Below are 18,959 nucleotides of genomic sequence, written 5' to 3' on the forward strand. Positions count from 1 at the left end.
CGTCCATGACAGCCGGAGGTGACAGCGCTGTTGTCGCTACGGTTCGGTCCTACCACAATCGATCAGCCCTGCGGACCGAAATAGGTGCAGGTCTCGCGGCAGCTGTCGCGGTGGACGCTGACCTTGGTGACATGGCCGATCGAGCGGACGCGCTCATAGATGAAGCGCGACAGGTTCTCGAGCGTCGGCAGCCCGATCGCCTCGATCTTGTTCAGGAACTTGTGGTCGAGCATGGCCTGGATCTCGCTCAGCCGCTGCGTCAGCACGCCGAAATCCACCACCATGCCGGTCTCGGGATGGGTCGCATCGCCGCGCACCGTCACCTCGGCGCGGAAGGAGTGGCCATGGATCTCCTGGCTGGCTTCGCCGAGCGTCGTGATCGGCAGCGTATGCGCGGCCTCGAAGGTGAACGACTTGGTCAATTCCCACATCGTGTCAGTCACAATCCCTACCTGATGCCGATCATCTTGTGCGTCTGCAGACTGAGCCGCCATTCCGGATGATGCTGGCAGTAATCAATGGCGCGCGCCGTGTTCGCGGCCGCTTCGGGCCCGTCCATCGGCTGCAGCGAGAAGCGCTCGAAGGCAAGCCCCGCGAACGTCTCCGGCTCGGCCCCGTGTTGCGGGTAGACCAGCTTCAGCTCGTGGCCCTGCCGCAGCTTCAGCTCGGCGCCGGCCTTCGGGCTGACGCAGATCCAGTCGATCCCGTCGGGCGGAATGAGCGTGCCGTTGGTTTCGACCCCGACCGCGAAGCCGCGGGCGTGGAGCGCCTCGATCAGGTCGGCATCGACCTGCAGCAGCGGCTCCCCGCCGGTGAGGATCGTATAGCGGTCGGCGGCCCCGCCTGTCCATTGCCCGCCGATGGCCTCGGCCAGCGCTGCGGCGGTCTCATAACGGCCGCCCAGCGTGCCGTCGGTGCCGACGAAGTCGGTGTCACAGAACCGGCACGTCGCGGTTGCGCGATCGGCCTCGCGGCCGCTCCACAGGTTGCAGCCAGCGAAGCGGCAGAACACGGCAGCGCGGCCCGCCTGGGCGCCTTCGCCCTGCAGGGTCATGAAGATTTCCTTCACCGCGTAGCTCACCCTCCGGCTCCTTGTGCGGATTGCAATTGGACGAATTGTCCGGTCTGGCGCAGCGCCTCGCCGGCGGCCATCGCCGCGGCCATCGCCACGTTCAGCGAGCGCAGCCCCGGCTGCAGCGGAATCCGCAGCCGCGCATCGGCGACCGCCGCCACGCCGTCCGGCACGCCGGCGCTCTCGCGCCCGAGCAGCAGGATGTCGTCCGCGCCGTAACTGAAGTCGAGATAGCAGGTCGCGGCCCTGGTCGTCAGCAGCAGCAGGCGATGGCCCTCTGCGGACCGCCAGGCCTCGAACGCGCTCCAGGAATCGTGCCGCCGCCAATTCAGTTGGTCCAGATAGTCCATGCCGGCGCGGCGGAACTGCCGGTCAGACACAGGAAAGCCCGCCGGTTCGATGATGTGGGCCGCGAGCCCGAGGCAGGCGCACAGGCGCAGAATCGTTCCGGTGTTCTGCGGAATGTCGGGCTGATAGAGCGCGATCTGCATGCGAATTGGTCTTAGGACTGAGGCGGAAAGTCCGCTTCCGAAGCGGGAATTGGTGCATGGCGTGCTGCAGGGCCGATAGCGGGCTTGCGCTCGTATCGCAAGGGTGCCAATAGAACGATTCTGGACGGCTTGTTCCCCAGGGGCGGTGGAGCGAGCCGTTTTCTGCCGCCGCGGGGGACGCGGGCGCCGGCAGGATCTCCCGGTCACGTGATCTCCAAGGTCGAGATCGTAAGACGTCGAGCGGGGCGGTTCCACCGGCTGCAACGAAGAAAGGGTTGGAATCGTGACAGCGTCTACTGCGGATCATCCGACACGCCGGGATTTTCTTTTCGTCGCCACGGGCGCGACCGCAGCGGTCGGTGCTGTGGCCGCCCTGTGGCCCTTCATCTCCCAGATGAATCCCGATGCCTCGACCATCGCGGCCGGTGCGCCGATCGAGGTCGATCTCGCGCCCGTCGCCGAAGGACAGGACATCAAGGTGTTCTGGCGCGGCAAGCCGATCTACATCTCCCACCGCACCAAGAAGCAGGTCGAGGAGGTCCGCGCGGTGCCGGTGTCGAGCCTGCCGGATCCGGCGACCGACCAGTCCCGCACCAAGGACGGCCACGAGCAGTGGCTGGTCGTGATCGGCATCTGCACCCATCTGGGTTGCATCCCGATCGCCCACGAAGGCAATTACGACGGCTTCTTCTGCCCGTGCCACGGTTCGCAGTACGACGCCTCCGGTCGCGTCCGCCAGGGGCCGGCGCCGCTCAATCTTCCCGTCCCGCCCTATCAGTTCGTTTCCGACACCAAGATCCAGATCGGCTGAGCAGACGTTCGTCTTGAGCTCACGCTCGATCGTGCAAGATAATTTCTTCAGGAACGCATCATGAGTGGACCTTCTGACTACCAGCCGAGCCACCCCGCCTTGAAGTGGCTCGAGCAACGACTTCCGATCATCGGCCTGGTCCACTCGTCCTTCATTGCCTACCCGACGCCGCGGAACCTGAACTATTGGTGGACGTTCGGCGCCATCCTCTCGATGATGCTCGGCATCCAGATCGTGACCGGCGTCGTCCTGGCGATGCACTACACGCCGCATGCCGACCTCGCCTTCAAGTCGGTCGAACTGATCGTCCGCGACGTGAACTACGGCTGGCTGCTGCGCAACATGCATGCCTGCGGCGCGTCGATGTTCTTCCTCGCCGTCTACATCCACATGTTCCGCGGCCTGTATTACGGGTCATACAAGGCGCCGCGCGAGGTGCTCTGGATCCTCGGCGTCATCATCTACCTCCTGATGATGGCGACGGGCTTCATGGGCTACGTGCTGCCGTGGGGCCAGATGAGCTTCTGGGGCGCGACCGTCATCACCAATTTGTTCTCGGCCGTGCCGTATTTCGGCGAGAGCATCGTGACCCTGCTGTGGGGCGGCTACTCCGTCGGTAATCCCACGCTGAACCGCTTCTTCGCGCTCCATTATTTGCTGCCGTTCCTGATCGCCGGCGTGGTCGTGCTGCACGTCTGGGCGCTTCACGTCACTGGCCAGAACAACCCGGCCGGCGTCGAGCCGAAGACCGAGAAGGACATGGTGCCGTTCACGCCCTACGCGACGATCAAGGACTTCTTCGGCGTCGCCTGCTTCCTGATCTTCTATTCCTGGTTCATCTTCTACATGCCGAACTATCTCGGCGAGGCCGACAACTACATCCCGGCCAACCCGGCGGTGACGCCGGCGCACATCGTGCCCGAATGGTACTACCTGCCATTCTACGCGATCCTGCGCTCGATCCCGAACAAGCTCGCCGGCGTGATCGCGATGTTCGCGGCCATCATCGTGCTGGTGTTCCTGCCCTGGCTCGACTCGGCCAAGACCCGCTCCAACAAGTACCGTCCGCTCGGCAAGCAGTTCTTCTGGATCTTCGTCGTCGTCTGCATCGGCCTCGGCTATCTCGGCGCGCAGCCGCCGGAGGGTGTCTATGTCGTGCTCGGCCGCATCCTGACGGTGCTGTACTTCGCCTACTTCCTGATCGTGCTGCCGCTGCTCGCGCGCATCGAGCGGCCGCGCCCGCTGCCGAACTCGATCGCTGACGACGTGCTGGCCAGGTCCGGCCGCAAGGCGGCGCCGATGGTCTCGACCGTGATCGCGCTGGTCGCCGCGGTGTCGCTGCTCGCCGGCAGCATGGGCGACGCCCGTGCCAGCGAAGGCCAGGAGAACCCGCCTTCGGCGAAGTGGTCGTTTGCCGGTCCGTTCGGCACCTTCGATCGCGGCGCCGTGCAGCGCGGCCTCAAGGTCTACAAGGAAGTCTGCTCGAACTGCCATTCGCTGCAATATGTGGCGTTCCGCAATCTCGCCGAGCCCGGCGGCCCGGGCTACTCGCCGGCGCAGGCGGCCGCCTTCGCGGCCGAGTACAAGATCAAGGACGGTCCCAACGACGCCGGCGAGATGTTCGAGCGTCCGGGCCGGCCGGCCGACTACTTCCCGTCGCCGTTCCCGAACGAGCAGGCCGCACGGGCCGCCAATGGCGGTGCGGCCCCGCCGGACCTGTCGCTGATGGCCAAGGCGCGCTCCTACAAGCGCGGCTTCCCCTGGTTCCTGATCGACTTCTTCACCCAGTTCCAGGAGCAGGGCCCGAACTACATCAACGCGCTGCTGCAGGGCTATGAAGAAACCCCGCCGCACGGCGTCACCATTCCGGACGGCTCGTACTACAACAAGTACTTCCCCGGGCATGCGATCAAGATGCCGCCGCCGCTGTCCGACGGCCAGGTGACGTTCGACGACGGCTCGCCGGCCACCGTGAAGCAGTATGCCCACGACGTCGCGACCTTCCTGATGTGGACCGCCGAGCCGCACATGGAAGCGCGCAAGCGCCTCGGCTATCAGGTGTTCATCTTCCTGATCATCTTCGCCGGCCTGATGTACTTCACCAAGAAGCGGGTCTGGGCCGCCGCGCATTGAGCGGTGATCGGAAACGTCTGATGAAAACGAAAAGCCCCTCCGGGGGCTTTTTTGTTGTCCCTGTGTTAGTTGGGCTCGGGCCAGGGGAGGCCTTGTCCGCGGCGCAGCCGGGAAAACGGAGTTCGCCCATGCCGTCACTTCTCGCCTTCGCCGGCGCCGCCGTGCTGGAGATCGGCGGCTGCTTCGCGTTCTGGGCTTGGCTGCGGCTCGGGCAGTCGCCGCTATGGCTGTTGCCCGGCATGGTCGCGCTCGCCGGCTTCGCGACGCTTCTCACCGTGGCCGACAGCCCGCTCGCCGGCCGCGCCTACGCCGCCTATGGCGGCATCTATATCACCGCGGCGCTGCTATGGGGCTGGCTGGTCGAGGGCCATCGCCCCGATCCGTGGGACGCCGCCGGCGCCCTGATCTGCCTCGCCGGCATGGCCGTGATCCTGTTCGCGCCGCGCGCGATGCCGGTCTAGCGCCCGTAGCCCGGATGAGCGCAGCGACATCCTGGATCGCAACAGTGCCGGCGAGGACCCCGGATGTCGCTGCGCTCATCCGGGCTACGAATCCTCTCACGTTGCAGCGAACCCGATCGCCTCCCGTCGCGCCGGACGCGCATTTGCGGTAAACCCCGCTCCTCAGCTTCCAACAAAACCTGTGGAGGAACACATGGGCACACTGATCAGCTTCAAGCGCCCCGATGGCCAGGAGGCCAAGGGCTATCTCGCCAAGGCCGCGCAGGCCGATGCGCCGGGCGTCGTCGTCATCCAGGAATGGTGGGGCCTGCAGGACCAGATCAAGGGGATGTGCGATCGTTTCGCGCTCGCCGGCTTCAACGCGCTGGCGCCCGATCTGTACAAGGGCACGGTGGTGCCCTATCACGATACGGATGCGGCGGGCCGGGAGATGAACTCGCTCGACTTCATGGACGCGACCACGCAGACCGTGCGCGGGGCCGCGCAATATCTGGCGCGCAACGGCGCCAAGGTCGGCCTCACCGGCTTCTGCCTCGGCGGCGCGGTGACGATCATCGGCGCGACCAAGATCGACGAGCTCGCCGCCGGCGTCGTGTTCTACGGCATTCCGCCTGAGCAGGCGGCGAAGCCGGCCGACGTCAAGATCCCGCTGCAGGCCCACTTTGCCAACAAGGATGATTGGTGCACGCCGGCGCTGGTGGACGGCTTCGAGAAGGCGATGAAGGCCGCCGGCAAGTCGCTCGAGCTCTATCGCTACGATGCCGAGCATGCCTTCGTGAACGAGCAGCGCATGACCGTGCACGATCGCAGGGCCGCCGAGCTCGCCTGGGGCCGCGCCACGGCGTTTTTCCACAAGCACCTCGGCTGAGCTGAGGGCCGGCGCGTCGGTTCCAAACCGCGCCGTGCGGACTCAAACCGCGCGGGCGGCCTTGGTTTCGGCCGAGGGCGCTTCGGCCTCACCAAGAGTCGGAGCGTCGTCTGAAGGAGCCAAGGGGTCGGCGCTGGTCACTGCGTCGGCGGAGCGCCGTCGACGCTTCGTCCGCTTTGCCTGCGCTTCGAGGAAGCAATCGAGCAGCGTCGGCTGCTTCGGGAGCGCATGCGACACTGAGGGCTGTTTGCCGCGGGCCATGTTAACCAAGGTAATTCAATATGGTTAACCAATCATTGCCATACTATTGCAGATTGACAACAGTGTTGCCCTCGCGCACAGGCAAGTTATGTAACTTTTTTGGGTTGCGACAATCATGGGTCGATACCCGAGGCGGCGTGCACGCGCGCAACATGAGGTTGTGAGGCACCACACAGCCGCCGGCTGCAGCTTTTCGTCGCTTGGCGCCGTCACGTTTCGGCGAATCACCGGGATCCCGCGGAGATCTGAGCATTGATCATGTTCGAAGCGCGTCGCTTCGTTCGATGTTCGAATTCGCCGCATCTCGCCGTCGGTTGCGTCGCCGAAACAATCTGAGGTAGCGTTCTCCGGTCCCTCTGCTGATGGAGAAAGCCGTGCGAGTGGCCTTTGCGCTGGCCGGGCTGGGCGGCTTGAACGCCCATGGCGCCGGCTTCCTCGACACTGCCCGCGCCTGGGGCGTGACGCCGGATCTCGTCACCGCGACGTCCGGCCAGATCCTGGTGCTGTCGGCGTGGCTTCAGGGTCTCGATCTGCGCAACGAGCTGATGTCCTCCGACCGCCACCGGGATCCGGCGTCGCAGTTGCGCACGGTGATGTTCGGCTATCCCGGGGTGTTTCGTCCCGCCTATGCCGAGGCGCTTGCGCGCTTCGTCTCCTGGCCGGATTGGCGTGACGGCCCGTTCAACGCCCTCGCCGACCGGCTGTGGCCGGCGCAGCAATATGTCCCGGTGCGGAGCGAGGCCGACTTCGCGCACGCGGCGGAGACGCTCAACGCCACGTCGGTCGGCGTCGTGTTCAACACCTATGATCCCGAGACCGGCACCGGCTATCTCTACGGCAACGAGGCGGCGCGGGCGCTGCTGCCGGCGGAGAAGTCGGTTCCCAACGCCCATGCCGTCAAGGCGCGGCAATCGGCGGCCAAGCGCGACCTGCGCTACGCCTCCGAGGTGCTGGCCGAGCGCGCCATCCGCCCGATCACGCCGGAGGCGGTCAAGGCCGCGCTGTGGCTGTCGCTCTACGGCTTCACCAAGCTGCCCCAGGGACAGATGGACGGCGCTTATCACCGCGCCAGCATCATCTCCGAGCTGCACGGTTTCGACCGCGTCTTTGCCGTCCGCCCGCTCGCCGAGGGGTGGCAGGGCCAGGCGCCCGCCAACTGGTTCGAGGTGCAGGACTGGACCACGGAGATGTGGTTCTCGGTCGGCTACAAGGCCGAGGTCGACGCGCTCAAGCGCATCAACGACCTGATCGCGAACGGCGTGATCACCGATCCGAAATACAAGACCGTGGAGCTGGTCGAGATCCAGCCGGAGACGCCGGCCGGCTACTTCAACTACTTCGTCGAGCGCGGCGAGGTGTATGAGAACGCGGTGGTGGCGACGGAGATGAAGTTCGCCGAGCTGGGGCTGGTGAAGCCGGGGACGTGAGCGGTCGGCATTCATCACGGCCGCCGCCGCCCAATGCGGTAGCGGCCGTGATGACCGTGGTCAGCCTGCGGTGATGGCCCCCACGAGCGCGTCGTTGGTCATCGGCCTGCCGTCCAGATTCCAGGTGCCGTCGACGGCGTGGACGCCGTTGGACCAGATCCGGTCCCTGGCAAGCGCCCCGCCGGAGAGGTCATGCAGAATGTCGGTGGCTTCGCCGAAGAACGCCGTCTGGACCTCGTGACTGGCGAGCGCGAATGACGGCGTCTTGGTCTCGATCCAGGCGCCATCGACCGGCGTGCCGCCGGCGAAGGTATGGCCCTTCGGCAGGATGTTCAGATGGGCCGTGACGTTCGCCCCCATGATCCTGTTGCCCGCCAGACCATGGTGTCTCAGGAACGATTCCGTGATCCGCGCAACGGCGATCGGCGCCTGGTCGGCAGCGATGACGCCTTCGGTGAGTGTGAGACTGATCGGCATGACTCCTCCTGTGCTCGCCCTAGGGCGGTTGTCCCGGGGAACGGCGGTCATTATATAACGACCGTGATCCACAAATAGAATAACGATCGTTATCAGTCAAGCATGAAATAACGATCGCTATGGAAGGCGCCAGATGCGGTACCACGCCGAGCATAAGCAGGAAGCAAAGACGAAGTTGTTGGAGGCCGCGGGGCGCGGCTTTCGCCGGCTTGGCTATGGCGGCATCGGCGTCGACGGCCTCGCCAAGGAAGCCGGGGTCACGTCCGGCGCGTTCTACGGTCACTTCAAGTCGAAGGACGCCGCGTTCGAAGCCGCCGCGTTGGCCGGGCTGGACGATCTCAGGACGGGCATTGCGAGTCTTCAGCAGCAGATGGGAGCGCGCTGGGCCGAGGCGTTCATCGCATTCTATCTCGGAGAACGTCTCCATTGCATCCTGGACTCGAGCTGCGGACTGCAGAGCCTGACGCCGGACGTGACGCGCGCCAGCGAGGAAACGAAGGCCGCCTATGGCACCGCGCTCGAAAGGGTCGCGCAGCAGATCGCAAAGGGGTTGCAGGGGAGCACCGATGAAGCTCGGCTGCAAAAGGCCTGGTCGCTGATGGCGATCCTCTCGGGAGGGGTGACGATGGCGCGCAGCGTCGGCTCACGCGAAGCCCGCGATGCCATCGCCGCCCACCTCAAACAAGCCGCGCTGGCGCTGCTGTAGAGCCGCTGCCGCGCGAGCGCTCGGCTTCGCAAGTTGTGAGGTGCCGCTCGCCCCAACGCCAGTGAGCTCCCCTGTCCGCAAGGGGGAGGGGAGCGCACCGCCAGTTTGGCGGCATGTCGAATCCAACGACGTTTCGATATCTGCTAGCATGGCCTATCAGATGATCCTGGATCCCGCATGAGCACCGAGCCGATCACGTTCGTCGACAAGTCGTCCGGCGACGACGCATGCGTGCTGGTTCGCGTCGTCGGCAGCAGCGTTGGATTGTCGCTGTCGTTGAGGACGGACGGCGACATCGAGGTCTTCATGGCGGCCGAAGAGCTCGATCGAGTCATCGGTGCGCTTCAGCAAGCTCGCGCGGCGATGGGGCGCGAGGGAAGCGTCATCGTGACTCGCCCCACGTGAACGCACGTCTGGCAAGGGAGATAACAATTCCCCACGCGATCCTTCATGTCGTCTTCAACATGTCCGCTGCAGGCACGTTGCGCGCTGCGCTCCAGCAGGCTGGGCGCAGCGACCGCGTGATTGGCTTTGCCGACAGCCTGAGCTTTGGTCCGATCAATCCACCCGACCCGGAGCTGCGAACCGCCTGGATGGACCAGGAATTGCAAGTGTCAGGCTGGGAAGAGGTGGGCGGCCAGGCAACATCGTTCTGGGACGAGGCACTCTCGAGCAACAACCGACGGATCGCCTGGTTCACGCGGCGATCGACCCAGGAATATGCCGGCTTCCTCGAACTCCTGTGGCGGCTCGGCGATGAGCCGATCGAGATCGTCGATCTCACCGACACAGTCGTGCGGGCAGGGGAGACAGGGCCGAAGGCGCCACGGCTGGCCGTCAGCCTGGGTTTAGTGTCGCCGGAGACAATTCGCGACAATGCACTGTGGGATCTGCGGACCGTTCTGTCGCCAAGCCGGCGTGATGCCTGCCGAGAACGTTGGGCGCGCCTCAAAGCGGAGAACGCGCCGTTGCGCGTCATTCGCGACGGCGAATTGCTGTCAGCGCCGATCTCGTTCTTCGATTCGGTGCTGCTGTCATTTGCCACGGCCGACTGGCAGAAGGCGGCGAGCATTATCGGGGAGGCGCTTTGCGAAACCGGGACGATTGTGCTGCAGACGGGCGATATCGAGTTGTTCGCGCGCGCCCGTGCGCTCGTAGCAGCAGGTTGCCTCGAGTCTCGTGGCGACCTGTTCGATATGCATCGCAGTGAGTTGCGGTTAGCGGGCGGCTGCGCATGACGCGTCAGGAATAGCCGGGTTGGCCGGACCCAGCGCCGCGTCCGCATCAGCCGCGGACCCGTCTAACGTTCCGGGGCCGGCATTGCAGCCCCGCGGCTCTTCTTCAGCTCGCGAACCGCATCCCGGTTGCCTTGAGCCTCGGAGAAATCCGGCGCCAGGGCGATGGCCGCGTCGAAGTCGGCGATCGCGCGATCGTAGTCTGCCTTCTCCTTGTAGGCGAGGCCGCGATTGTTGTAGGCATCGGCATAGCTCGGATCGAGCCTGATGGCCTGATCGAAGTCGACGATGGCCCGGTCGTGATCCCCTTTGTCGTCGTAGGCGATACCGCGACGGTTGAAGGCCTCTGCAAGCTTGCCATTAAGCCTCAGAGCCTCGTCAAAATCGGCGATGGCGCGGTCATGATCGCCTTTCTTGTCGTAGGCCGCGCCGCGGTTCATGTATGCTTTCGCGTGTTGCGGCTCGAGCTTGATCGCCACGCCGAAATCTATGATGGCACGGTCGTGATCGCCCTTATCGTCATATGCTATGCCGCGATTGACATGGGCAAGAACGTGACCCGGATCGCGCCTGATCGTTTCGTCGAAATCGGCGATGGCGTGATCGATGTCACCTGTTTCGAAATACGCGATCCCTCGGTTGAAATGGGCGTTAAGGGCTTTCGCGGGCGTCAGGCCGAATTTGATTGCAGCGCTGTAGTCGGCGATGGCGCGGTCGAACTGCTTCTTGTGTTTATGCACGGCGGCGCGAAGGGTGTATGCGGTGGCGTCAGTCGGGTCGCGTCGGATCGCCTCGTCTATATCTGCGAGACCGCGATCGAAGTCGTTCCTCAGAACATGGACTGCGCCGCGATCAACGTAGGGCTTGGCTTGCTCGGGGTCCAGCGCCAACGTTCGATTGAAGTCCGTGAGCGCCCGATCATAATTTTCTTTCGAGAAGTAGGCCAAGCCGCGATTGTAGTAGTAGAGCGGCTTCTTCGAATCGAGCTTGATCGCCTCGTCATAATCTGCAATCGCCCGATCGTAGTCGCCTTTGCCTGCGTAGGCGAACCCACGATTGTTGCGGGCCGCCGGGTAGGAGGGATCGAGCCTGATCGCTTCGGTGAAATCGGCTATGGCGCGGTCGTACTCCTGTTTCTCATAGTACGCATTGCCACGATTGAAATAGCCGTGGATCTGATCTTGTCCGGACCATCGATCGGACTGCAATGCGAAGGTGCAGCTCTCGATCCGCTGGTCGGCCGGGAAACGGCGGTCCAGGCACCAGGCCAGTGGCGGCTCGCCCTGCGCAACAACGTCGGGCGCCGTCGCCGCGGCAAAGAGGAGCATGGCGGGCAAGGCCAGGGGATGGCGTCGCAAAGGACGAATGCCTTCAGCAAGGGAGACGATGCAGCATAGACCGGGCACTGCATGCCCGGCAATTCGGATATTCGCTCTGCCGATGATCTCCGTGCCGGGCTGGTCGATCATGCGCCGCCCCGCGAAATTCATCAGCCGCCTCAAGCTGATTTGCCCTGTCCAGTCCTTCGCCAAAAAACATTCTTGTTTCTATTTTTCGGAATTCGTGCTCTGATATCTCCGTCCCACCCCGGCACGAGGGGCGTATCGCGATCGTCACGACACGCGGGGTGGAGATGCGGTGGGCGTGTCACGTCGCAGCATGGCGGACGTCGTGCGGACGAACGGCGGGCGCGCACGGTGAAGTCGCATGGTCCTGGCCTCCCGACGCTGAGGCCGCGCCGGTGGTGATGATGATCCGCCGGTCACGGGGGCAAGACAGCCCGGTCCCCGGGGAGAGTGCGTATAAGCCGTCAGACCATCGCGCAGGGAAGGCCGGTCGTCCGGCTGACCTGTGGTGACTGCCGCCTGCTTTTTTTGCTGCAGGCGGGCCACGGGCATCAGCCGATGCCCGGCCTTTCCTGCGCCCTCGACTTGGAGGGCGGAATTGATGATCATCACTCGGGCATCATGTGTCGCGAGAATGCTGCTGCATGTTCCTTTGTCATTCTCGTCGGCGCCAGTGCCTTCGGCTCGCCGGTGCGTATTATTGCGCCCTCGCCCCTTACGGGAGAGGGCATGTAGGACAGAGCGGCATGCTCGGTTGGGTGAGGGGTATGCCTCTGCAAGCGCCGCTGCGGAGAGAGACCCCTCACCCAGCCGCGTTAGCGGATGGGCCGCACATGCCCTCTCCCACAAGGGGACCCACAAGGGGCGAGGGCGCTGTATCGGGCAGCCGGCCCGCGGCGCCTCTGTTGATCGGCTGAGGCATCACCCCCATTTGTGGCCCCGCCGCCCTTGACCCCGGCTGCCCGCCGTGGTCAGTTCCGCGGCATGAGCACCCTTGTCCGCCCAGCCCGTCTCTGGTGGCGCACCTTGTAAAAGGTGGCCGGTGCGATTTGTTTGACATTCGATCGCAGAGGGGCCGCCACGCAGCGGCGGCTTCCGGTTGGTCCTGTGTGGCGTTTCCTCGGCAAATTCCGTAAGAGGACGCCCAAGAGGACCCCATGAACAGGACCGTTTTCGCCCTTCCGGCCCGCAGCGACTACCGCACCTCCAGCGGGCTCGCGATCACGCGCGCCGTCGAGCAGTTTTCCGGTGGCGCCAGCCGGCTCGATGACCTGATCAACCTGCTCGACCACCGCCGTGGCGTGGTGCTGTCCTCGGGCACGACCGTGCCCGGCCGCTACGAGAGTTTCGACCTCGGCTTCGCCGATCCGCCGCTGGTGCTGGAGACCAAGGGCACTGACTTCACCCTGCAGGCGCTGAACCGCCGCGGCGAGGTGCTGATCGCGTTCCTGAAGGACACGCTGCGCGAGCCCTGTGTGGTCATCACCGAAGCTTCGCCGGCGCGGCTCGCCGGACACATCGTCCGCGGCCCGGCCCCGGTCGAGGAGGACCAGCGCACGCGGCGCGCCAGCGTGATGTCGCTGGTGCGGGCGATGATCGCGGCGCTCTCGGCCAATGACGACCCGCTGCTCGGCCTGTTCGGCGCCTTCGCCTACGACCTCGTGTTCCAGATCGAGGACCTCCAGCAGAAGCGGCCGCGCGAGAAGGACCAGCGCGACATCGTGCTCTACGTGCCGGATCGCCTCTTGGCCTACGACCGCGCCACCGGCCGCGGCGTCGTGCTGTCTTATGATTTTTCCTGGAACGGACAGTCGACGGAAGGCCTGTCGCGCGACACCGACGCCAGCATCTATCTCAAGGAGCCGCGCCAGGGGTTTGCCGATCACGCGCCCGGCGAGTACCAGGCGACGGTCGAGAAGGCCCGCGCCGCGTTTGCCCGCGGCGACCTGTTCGAGGCGGTGCCCGGCCAACTCTTTGCCGAGCCGTGCGAGCGCTCGCCGGCGGAAGTGTTCCAGCGGCTCTGCCGGATCAATCCGTCGCCCTATGGCGCGCTGATGAATCTCGGCGACGGCGAGTTCCTGGTCTCGGCCTCACCCGAGATGTTCGTCCGCTCCGACGGCCGTCGCGTCGAGACCTGTCCGATCTCCGGCACCATCGCCCGCGGCCGCGACGCCATCGGCGATGCCGAGCAGATCCGCCAGCTCCTGAACTCGGAGAAGGACGAGTTCGAGCTCAACATGTGCACCGACGTCGACCGCAACGACAAGGCGCGCATCTGCGTGCCCGGCACCATCAAGGTGCTGGCGCGCCGGCAGATCGAGACCTACTCGAAACTGTTCCACACGGTGGATCACGTCGAGGGCATGCTGCGGCCGGGCTTCGACGCGCTCGATGCCTTCCTGACCCACGCCTGGGCCGTGACCGTGACCGGCGCGCCAAAACTGTGGGCGATGCAGTTCGTCGAGGACAATGAACGCTCGCCGCGGCGCTGGTATGCCGGCGCCATCGGCGCGGTGAATTTCGACGGCTCGATCAACACCGGCCTGACGATCCGCACCATCCGCATGAAGGACGGGCTCGCCGAGGTCCGTGTCGGCGCCACCTGTTTGTTCGATTCCGATCCCGCGGCCGAGGATCGCGAGTGCCAGGTCAAGGCGGCGGCGCTGTTCCAGGCGCTGCGCGGCGATCCGCCGAAGCCGCTGTCGTCGACCGCGCCGGATGCCACCGGCTCCGGCAAGAACGTGCTGCTGATCGATCACGACGACAGCTTCGTTCACATGCTGGCCGACTATTTCCGCCAGGTCGGCGCCAACGTCACCGTGGTGCGTTATGTCCACGCGCTGAAGATGCTTGCCGAACGAAGCTGGGATCTGATCGTGCTGTCGCCGGGGCCAGGCCGCCCCGAGGACTTCAATATCTCGACGACGATCGACGCTGCGCTCGCGAAGAAGCTGCCGATCTTCGGCGTGTGCCTCGGCGTGCAGGCGATGGGCGAGTATTTCGGCGGCCAGCTCGGCCAGCTTGCCCAGCCGGCGCATGGAAGGCCCTCGCGGGTCCAGGTGCGCGGCGGCCGCCTGATGCAGGGCCTGCCGAACGAGATCGTCATCGGCCGCTATCATTCGCTGTTCGTCGAGCGCGACAGCATGCCGGAGGTGCTGACCGTCACGGCGGCAACCGAGGACGGCGTGGCGATGGCGATCGAGCACAAGACGCTGCCGGTCGGCGGCGTGCAGTTCCATCCGGAATCGCTGATGTCACTCGGCGATGCCGTGGGTTTGAGGATCGTGGAGAATGCGTTCCGGCTCAATCAGCCGGGGTGAGAGGTGGTTGCCGTCATCGCGAGGAGCGTGAGCGACGAAGCGATCCAGAGTTGTTTTCGCGGCCCTGGATTGCTTCGCTTCGCTCGCAATGATGAATTCCTCGCGGTCACGGCCAAACGAGGCAATGAGAGCACGATGACGTTCGATCTGGACATCAAGAACACCGTCCGCACCATTCCGGACTATCCGAAGCCGGGCATCCTGTTCCGGGACATCACGACCCTGCTGGCGGACGCGCGCGCGTTCCGCCGCGCGGTCGACGAATTGGTGCATCCCTGGGCCGGCTCCAAGATCGACAAGGTCGCGGGCATCGAGGCCCGCGGCTTCATCCTCGGAGGCGCAGTGGCGCATCAGGTGTCGGCCGGGTTCGTGCCGATCCGCAAGAAAGGCAAGCTGCCGCACAAGACGGTCAGCATGTCCTATGCGCTGGAATACGGCACCGACGAGATGGAGATGCATGTCGACGCGGTGCAGCCCGGCGAGCGCGTGATCCTGGTCGACGACCTCATCGCCACCGGCGGCACGGCCGAGGGCGCGGTGAAGCTGTTGCGCCAGATCGGCGCGACCGTGGTGGCGGCCTGCTTCATCATCGACCTGCCGGATCTCGGCGGCGCCGCCAAGCTGCGCGCGCTCGACGTGCCCGTGCGCACGCTGATCTCCTTCGAAGGGCACTGAGAAGCGCGCGGCGGCGTCAGGACCGCTGCATCAGAAGCTCGTTCTCGATCTCGCGCAGCGCATAGTAGTTGCGCCGGATCCATTGATAGAGCTCGGTGGAGGGGTCCTTCTCCTGGCGCAGGTAGCCGGTGAAGGAGAACGAAAAACGTTCGATATAGGTTCTGAGGAACGCGGGCAGGGCGGCAATGTGCAGATGCTTGCTGCGGCTGTAGAGGTCGGGGAGCTCCTCGCGAAGGACGTGGTCGTTTTCGACCACGATCAGCTGGGGCTTCGGGATCTGGCGCCGCAGGGCATCGTAGGCGCGCATCGAGACCCGGTCGCCTTCGGCGCAGAACAGAATGATCGGGACCACGTTCCGCCGCGCGGCCTCCTTCAAAAAGCCGATCTGTTCGGACATCTTGAAGAACTCGTCGAACGAGTAGTAGCCGAGGTCGATCACCTTGGGGATGCCGTCGTTGAGGATCACCCGGTCCATCAGCTGGATCTTGCCGTAGGTGTCCTCGATCGTCGCGGTCTCCGTGATCTGCGGCAGGAAGTCGAGCAGCGACGGCTCGCGCAAGGTGACGTCGAAGGCGAGCACTTGGCCGTTCTTCAGCAGTAGGAACTCGCTCAGCACCCGCGCAAGCAGCGTCTTCCCGGATTGCGGCCGGGGCGAGCAGACGATGTAGACAGGCGTCGCGGGCATCCGACCTATATCAGGTCAAATGCGGTTGCGATAAAGTCCCATCCTTCACGGAGCTGCTATTTTTCCCCGGCCGGCCGCGGCGCCGCCGCCTTGGTCGAGCCGACGATGTCGGTCAGCTTGATGCGGTCGTACTCGCTCCAGACGTTGGCGAGCCAATGCCGGACATAGCCGCGCAGCACGAAGGAGTAGTTGGCGGCCTCGTCGCGGGGACCCTTGTTGGCGACGAATTTGAGGAACGGCACCGAGGCGACCTCGACCTGCTCGAACGCCATTTCGTTGAGCTTCGGGATGGTCAGCTCGGTCGCGTCCTTGATGCGGTGGAAGTAGGAATTGTAGGTCGACTGGTCCCACTCGAAGAAGCTGGTGTTGTTGATGAAGTTCTTCACCAGGAAATATTTCGCGCCGATCATGTAGCTCGCCGTCTCGGCGATCTCGTCGAGCGAGGCGATCGACGAGCCCAGGATGTGGAACACCGCGAAGGTGATCTGGCCGGAGCGGGCGGCGTCGAGGAATCCGATGTCGCGCAGCGCGGCGAGCGTCGGCGACATCAGGCCGGCGCGGACGTCGATCACGGTCACCGACGGCGCCACCGCGCTCAGGGTGTCGAAGATCTTCATCTGGTCCGGCGTCGAATTCATGTCGACGATCTCGGTGATCTCCGGGTGGAAGCGCTTCAAGGTGCCGCGCGGATGCTCGGTGTCGAACGCCCGGGTGGGGACGTTGTTGGCGCTGAAATAATCGAGCAACGTCCGCGACACCGTGGTCTTGCCGACCCCGCCCTTGTCCGCACCCACCACAACCACTGCCGGTTTCGCCATGGAAAGTCCTTCAGCCCTGAGGCCGGCCAGGGGGCCGGCGCATTGCATTCTGCTTTGGGCGCGAACATGGCAGAAACGCTGGAGAATTCAAATTCATTGCAGCACGGGACCGGGGAAATTTGCGCCTTCGCCGCAACAGGCTGGAGCAATCGGAGGCATTCCGGCCCGCGCGTTCGAGCCGGCGAGGAAGCACTTGCAAGCGAATGGCAGGACAATTGCCCGTCGCACGGGATTGGCGGCTGAATTCCGCGGCGAAGGCGGCGACTAGTGCCGGCCCCAGGGACCGGTCGCGGGGGTGGTCCACGGTCCCTGGGGAGCGGCTTGACCCTGGCCAGATGGCGGGGCCGGGCCATCGGCCTGGCCCCAGGGACCACCGGACGGCAACGGTGGCGGAGCGTCGCCGTCTGGAGCATCGGCTCCGGTATCGTCGGGCTGTGCCTCGTCCGTGGGCAGCGCCAGCGGGCCCGGATCATGGCCGCCGGCGAACCTGATCAGCGCCTGGACCCGGGCATCGATCGAGGGATGGGTGGCGAACAGGTCGGCAAAGCCCTCGCGCGGATTGTCGACGCACAATTCCATGACGGCGGAGGTGGCGCCCGGCAGTTCGCCGCGCCCTTCGATCTTGCGCAGGGCGGTGATCATGGCGTCCGGATTCTTGGTCAGCTCGACCGACCCGGCATCGGCAAGGTATTCACGGGTGCGCGACAGGGCCAGCTTGACCACCTGGGACAGCAGCCAGGCCACCACGATCAGCACCACCGCGATGATCACGACGATGATGGCCCCGCCGCCGGAGCCCTTGCGGTCGGAGTCGGACGAGGAGGAGGACGACGACGAGCGACCCCAGCCGCCGCCCCAGCTCATGTTGGTGAACAGGCGGAAGAACAGTTCACCGAAGAAGCCGACCACGCCGGCGATGATGACGGCCACGACCATCAGTTGGACGTCGCCGTTGCGGATATGGGTCAGCTCGTGGCCGAGCACCGCCTCGATCTCCTGGTCATCGAGCGCGTCGAGCAGGCCGGTCGTGACGGTGACCGCGTATTGCCGCGGGTTCAGGCCGGTCGCGAAGGCGTTCAGCGCCGGGCTGTCCATGATCTTCAGCTGCGGCATGGTGATGCCGCGCGAGATGCAGAGATTTTCGAGCAGATTGTAAAGCCGCGGCTGCTCCTGACGCGTCACCGCGGTCCCGCCGGTGACCGCGTCGATCATCTTCTGATGGAAGAAATAGGCGATCACGATCCAGGCCGCCGCGCCCAGCGTGGCCCAGGGCAGCGCCCTGATCAGGTCGCGGGTGGCCGCGTTCATGTAATAGGCGACACTGCCATTGCCGTTGATCATGACCTCCGCGATCAGCGCGCCGGCGAACACCAGCACGTAGATCAGCAGGAACAGGCCGCCGAGCAGCAGCACCGAACGAGTCTTGTTCGATGCGATGTGGGTGTAGAGACCGTAGGCGGCCATGGCGTCGGACCCTTCAGCGCGGAGGGCGCGGGATCAGAACTTGACGCTCGGCGCGGCCTCGACTTCGGTCCGGCTGGCGCCGAGATCGAAGAACTCCTTGCGTGTGAAGCCGAAGGTCCCGGCGAACAGTGCGGCGGGCATCTGCTGGATGCCGGTATTATACTCTTGGACCGCGTTGTTGAAGAAGCGGCGGCTGGCGGCGATCTTGTTCTCGATGTCGGAGAGCTCGCCGGCGAGCTGCTGGAAGTTGGCGTTGGCCTTGAGGTCCGGATAGGCCTCGGACAGCGCGATCAGGCGACCGAGTGCGCCGGAAAGTTGGCCTTCGGCGGCCGAGACCTGGGCCGGGCCCTGCGCCGACATCGCCGCATTGCGAGCCTTGATGACCTCGTCGAGGGTGCCGCGCTCATGCGCAGCGTAGCCCTTCACGGTCTCGACCAGATTCGGAATCAGGTCGTGGCGCAACTTGAGCTGGACGTCGATGTCGGCAAAGGCCTGGCCGACCCGCTGGCTGAGGGCGACCAGCCGGTTGTAGGCGCCAAGGGCGAACAGCACGAGAATGACGATGATGCCGAGGACGATCCAGCCGGACATGACGGGCTCCGAGGGAGAGGGCGGGAGAACGAGGCGGCCGACACGCGACGGCGCCGCCGGTCCGCAGGTGGACCGGCGTGCATTGGTCGCATCAGGGGGGATGCCCGTTCAAGTCGCT

General features: G+C 65.1%; 19 protein-coding genes. 10 read left to right on the forward strand and 9 right to left on the reverse strand.

From position 1 onward, the window contains the following. Positions 1-62: 62 nt before the first annotated feature. Genes ACQR03_RS12170 through ACQR03_RS12180 form a run of 3 tightly spaced genes read right to left on the reverse strand, consistent with a single transcriptional unit; the run spans position 63 to position 1,563 of the window. On the reverse strand, positions 63-431 hold the full coding sequence (locus ACQR03_RS12170; protein ID WP_315750453.1) for a 6-pyruvoyl trahydropterin synthase family protein: 369 nt from the start codon (positions 429-431) through the stop codon (positions 63-65). A 17-nt stretch (positions 432-448) separates the two neighbouring features. After that, a complete protein-coding gene (gene queE / locus ACQR03_RS12175; RefSeq protein ID WP_316193427.1) occupies positions 449-1,081 on the reverse strand; it encodes a 7-carboxy-7-deazaguanine synthase in 633 nt (210 codons plus the stop codon). After that, complete coding sequence (locus ACQR03_RS12180) at positions 1,078-1,563, reverse strand: tRNA (cytidine(34)-2'-O)-methyltransferase (RefSeq protein WP_316183790.1); 486 nt, start codon at positions 1,561-1,563, stop codon at positions 1,078-1,080. Before ACQR03_RS12180 ends, queE begins: the two co-directional genes overlap by 4 nt. 280 nt (positions 1,564-1,843) lie before the next feature. Between ACQR03_RS12180 and petA the strand changes: the two genes are divergently transcribed. The 5 genes from petA to ACQR03_RS12205 all read left to right on the forward strand — a co-directional run bounded on the left by petA (position 1,844) and on the right by ACQR03_RS12205 (position 7,524). Continuing rightward, on the forward strand, positions 1,844-2,374 hold the full coding sequence (gene petA / locus ACQR03_RS12185) for a ubiquinol-cytochrome c reductase iron-sulfur subunit (RefSeq protein ID WP_315717369.1): 531 nt from the start codon (positions 1,844-1,846) through the stop codon (positions 2,372-2,374). Positions 2,375-2,434: 60 nt separating this feature from the next. Then, complete coding sequence (locus ACQR03_RS12190) at positions 2,435-4,507, forward strand: cytochrome c1 (protein WP_315717284.1); 2,073 nt, start codon at positions 2,435-2,437, stop codon at positions 4,505-4,507. Between the two features lie 128 nt (positions 4,508-4,635). Further along, entirely contained in the window at positions 4,636-4,968 is a 333-nt protein-coding gene (locus ACQR03_RS12195; protein WP_316193426.1) for a YnfA family protein, read from the forward strand. Between the two features lie 193 nt (positions 4,969-5,161). Then, complete coding sequence (locus tag ACQR03_RS12200; protein ID WP_315717281.1) at positions 5,162-5,836, forward strand: dienelactone hydrolase family protein; 675 nt, start codon at positions 5,162-5,164, stop codon at positions 5,834-5,836. Positions 5,837-6,471: 635 nt separating this feature from the next. Next, positions 6,472-7,524, forward strand: a complete 1,053-nt coding sequence (locus ACQR03_RS12205) for a hypothetical protein (protein ID WP_434841232.1) — start codon at positions 6,472-6,474, stop codon at positions 7,522-7,524. A gap of 60 nt (positions 7,525-7,584) precedes the next feature. On the opposite strand, the gene ACQR03_RS12210 is transcribed toward ACQR03_RS12205, so the two are convergent. Then, on the reverse strand, positions 7,585-8,001 hold the full coding sequence (locus ACQR03_RS12210) for a 4-oxalocrotonate tautomerase (protein WP_315717279.1): 417 nt from the start codon (positions 7,999-8,001) through the stop codon (positions 7,585-7,587). Positions 8,002-8,134: 133 nt separating this feature from the next. On the opposite strand from ACQR03_RS12210, the gene ACQR03_RS12215 reads away from it, so the two are divergent. The 3 genes from ACQR03_RS12215 (at position 8,135) to ACQR03_RS12225 (ending at position 9,945) form a co-directional block, all read left to right on the forward strand. Next, positions 8,135-8,707: a TetR/AcrR family transcriptional regulator gene (locus tag ACQR03_RS12215; RefSeq protein WP_315717278.1), complete on the forward strand. Its 573-nt coding sequence runs from the start codon at positions 8,135-8,137 to the stop codon at positions 8,705-8,707. Positions 8,708-8,884: 177 nt separating this feature from the next. After that, the gene (locus tag ACQR03_RS12220; protein WP_315750406.1) at positions 8,885-9,112 is read left to right on the forward strand and encodes a hypothetical protein; all 228 of its coding nucleotides are present in this window, start codon (positions 8,885-8,887) and stop codon (positions 9,110-9,112) included. Beyond that, positions 9,109-9,945, forward strand: a complete 837-nt coding sequence (locus ACQR03_RS12225; protein WP_434841231.1) for a DUF3658 domain-containing protein — start codon at positions 9,109-9,111, stop codon at positions 9,943-9,945. Before ACQR03_RS12220 ends, ACQR03_RS12225 begins: the two co-directional genes overlap by 4 nt. A 62-nt stretch (positions 9,946-10,007) precedes the next feature. On the opposite strand, the gene ACQR03_RS12230 is transcribed toward ACQR03_RS12225, so the two are convergent. Then, positions 10,008-11,432, reverse strand: a complete 1,425-nt coding sequence (locus ACQR03_RS12230) for a tetratricopeptide repeat protein (protein WP_434841230.1) — start codon at positions 11,430-11,432, stop codon at positions 10,008-10,010. A 1,013-nt stretch (positions 11,433-12,445) separates the two neighbouring features. On the opposite strand from ACQR03_RS12230, the gene ACQR03_RS12235 reads away from it, so the two are divergent. Then, entirely contained in the window at positions 12,446-14,608 is a 2,163-nt protein-coding gene (locus ACQR03_RS12235) for an anthranilate synthase component I (protein ID WP_434841229.1), read from the forward strand. Between the two features lie 135 nt (positions 14,609-14,743). Next, on the forward strand, positions 14,744-15,283 hold the full coding sequence (locus ACQR03_RS12240) for an adenine phosphoribosyltransferase (RefSeq protein WP_172133418.1): 540 nt from the start codon (positions 14,744-14,746) through the stop codon (positions 15,281-15,283). A gap of 16 nt (positions 15,284-15,299) precedes the next feature. On the opposite strand, the gene ACQR03_RS12245 is transcribed toward ACQR03_RS12240, so the two are convergent. The 4 genes from ACQR03_RS12245 to ACQR03_RS12260 all read right to left on the reverse strand — a co-directional run bounded on the left by ACQR03_RS12245 (position 15,300) and on the right by ACQR03_RS12260 (position 18,841). Beyond that, a complete protein-coding gene (locus ACQR03_RS12245) occupies positions 15,300-15,968 on the reverse strand; it encodes a hypothetical protein (protein WP_315717273.1) in 669 nt (222 codons plus the stop codon). A gap of 56 nt (positions 15,969-16,024) precedes the next feature. Then, positions 16,025-16,786, reverse strand: coding sequence for a hypothetical protein (locus tag ACQR03_RS12250; protein ID WP_009025709.1), 762 nt, complete (start codon positions 16,784-16,786; stop codon positions 16,025-16,027). A gap of 264 nt (positions 16,787-17,050) precedes the next feature. Next, complete coding sequence (locus ACQR03_RS12255; protein WP_316171351.1) at positions 17,051-18,250, reverse strand: M48 family metallopeptidase; 1,200 nt, start codon at positions 18,248-18,250, stop codon at positions 17,051-17,053. Between the two features lie 33 nt (positions 18,251-18,283). Then, on the reverse strand, positions 18,284-18,841 hold the full coding sequence (locus ACQR03_RS12260) for a LemA family protein (protein ID WP_315717271.1): 558 nt from the start codon (positions 18,839-18,841) through the stop codon (positions 18,284-18,286). Positions 18,842-18,959 lie beyond the last annotated feature (118 nt).

This window comes from Bradyrhizobium sp. HKCCYLS3070, from assembly GCF_051167575.1.
Taxonomy (GTDB): domain Bacteria; phylum Pseudomonadota; class Alphaproteobacteria; order Rhizobiales; family Xanthobacteraceae; genus Bradyrhizobium.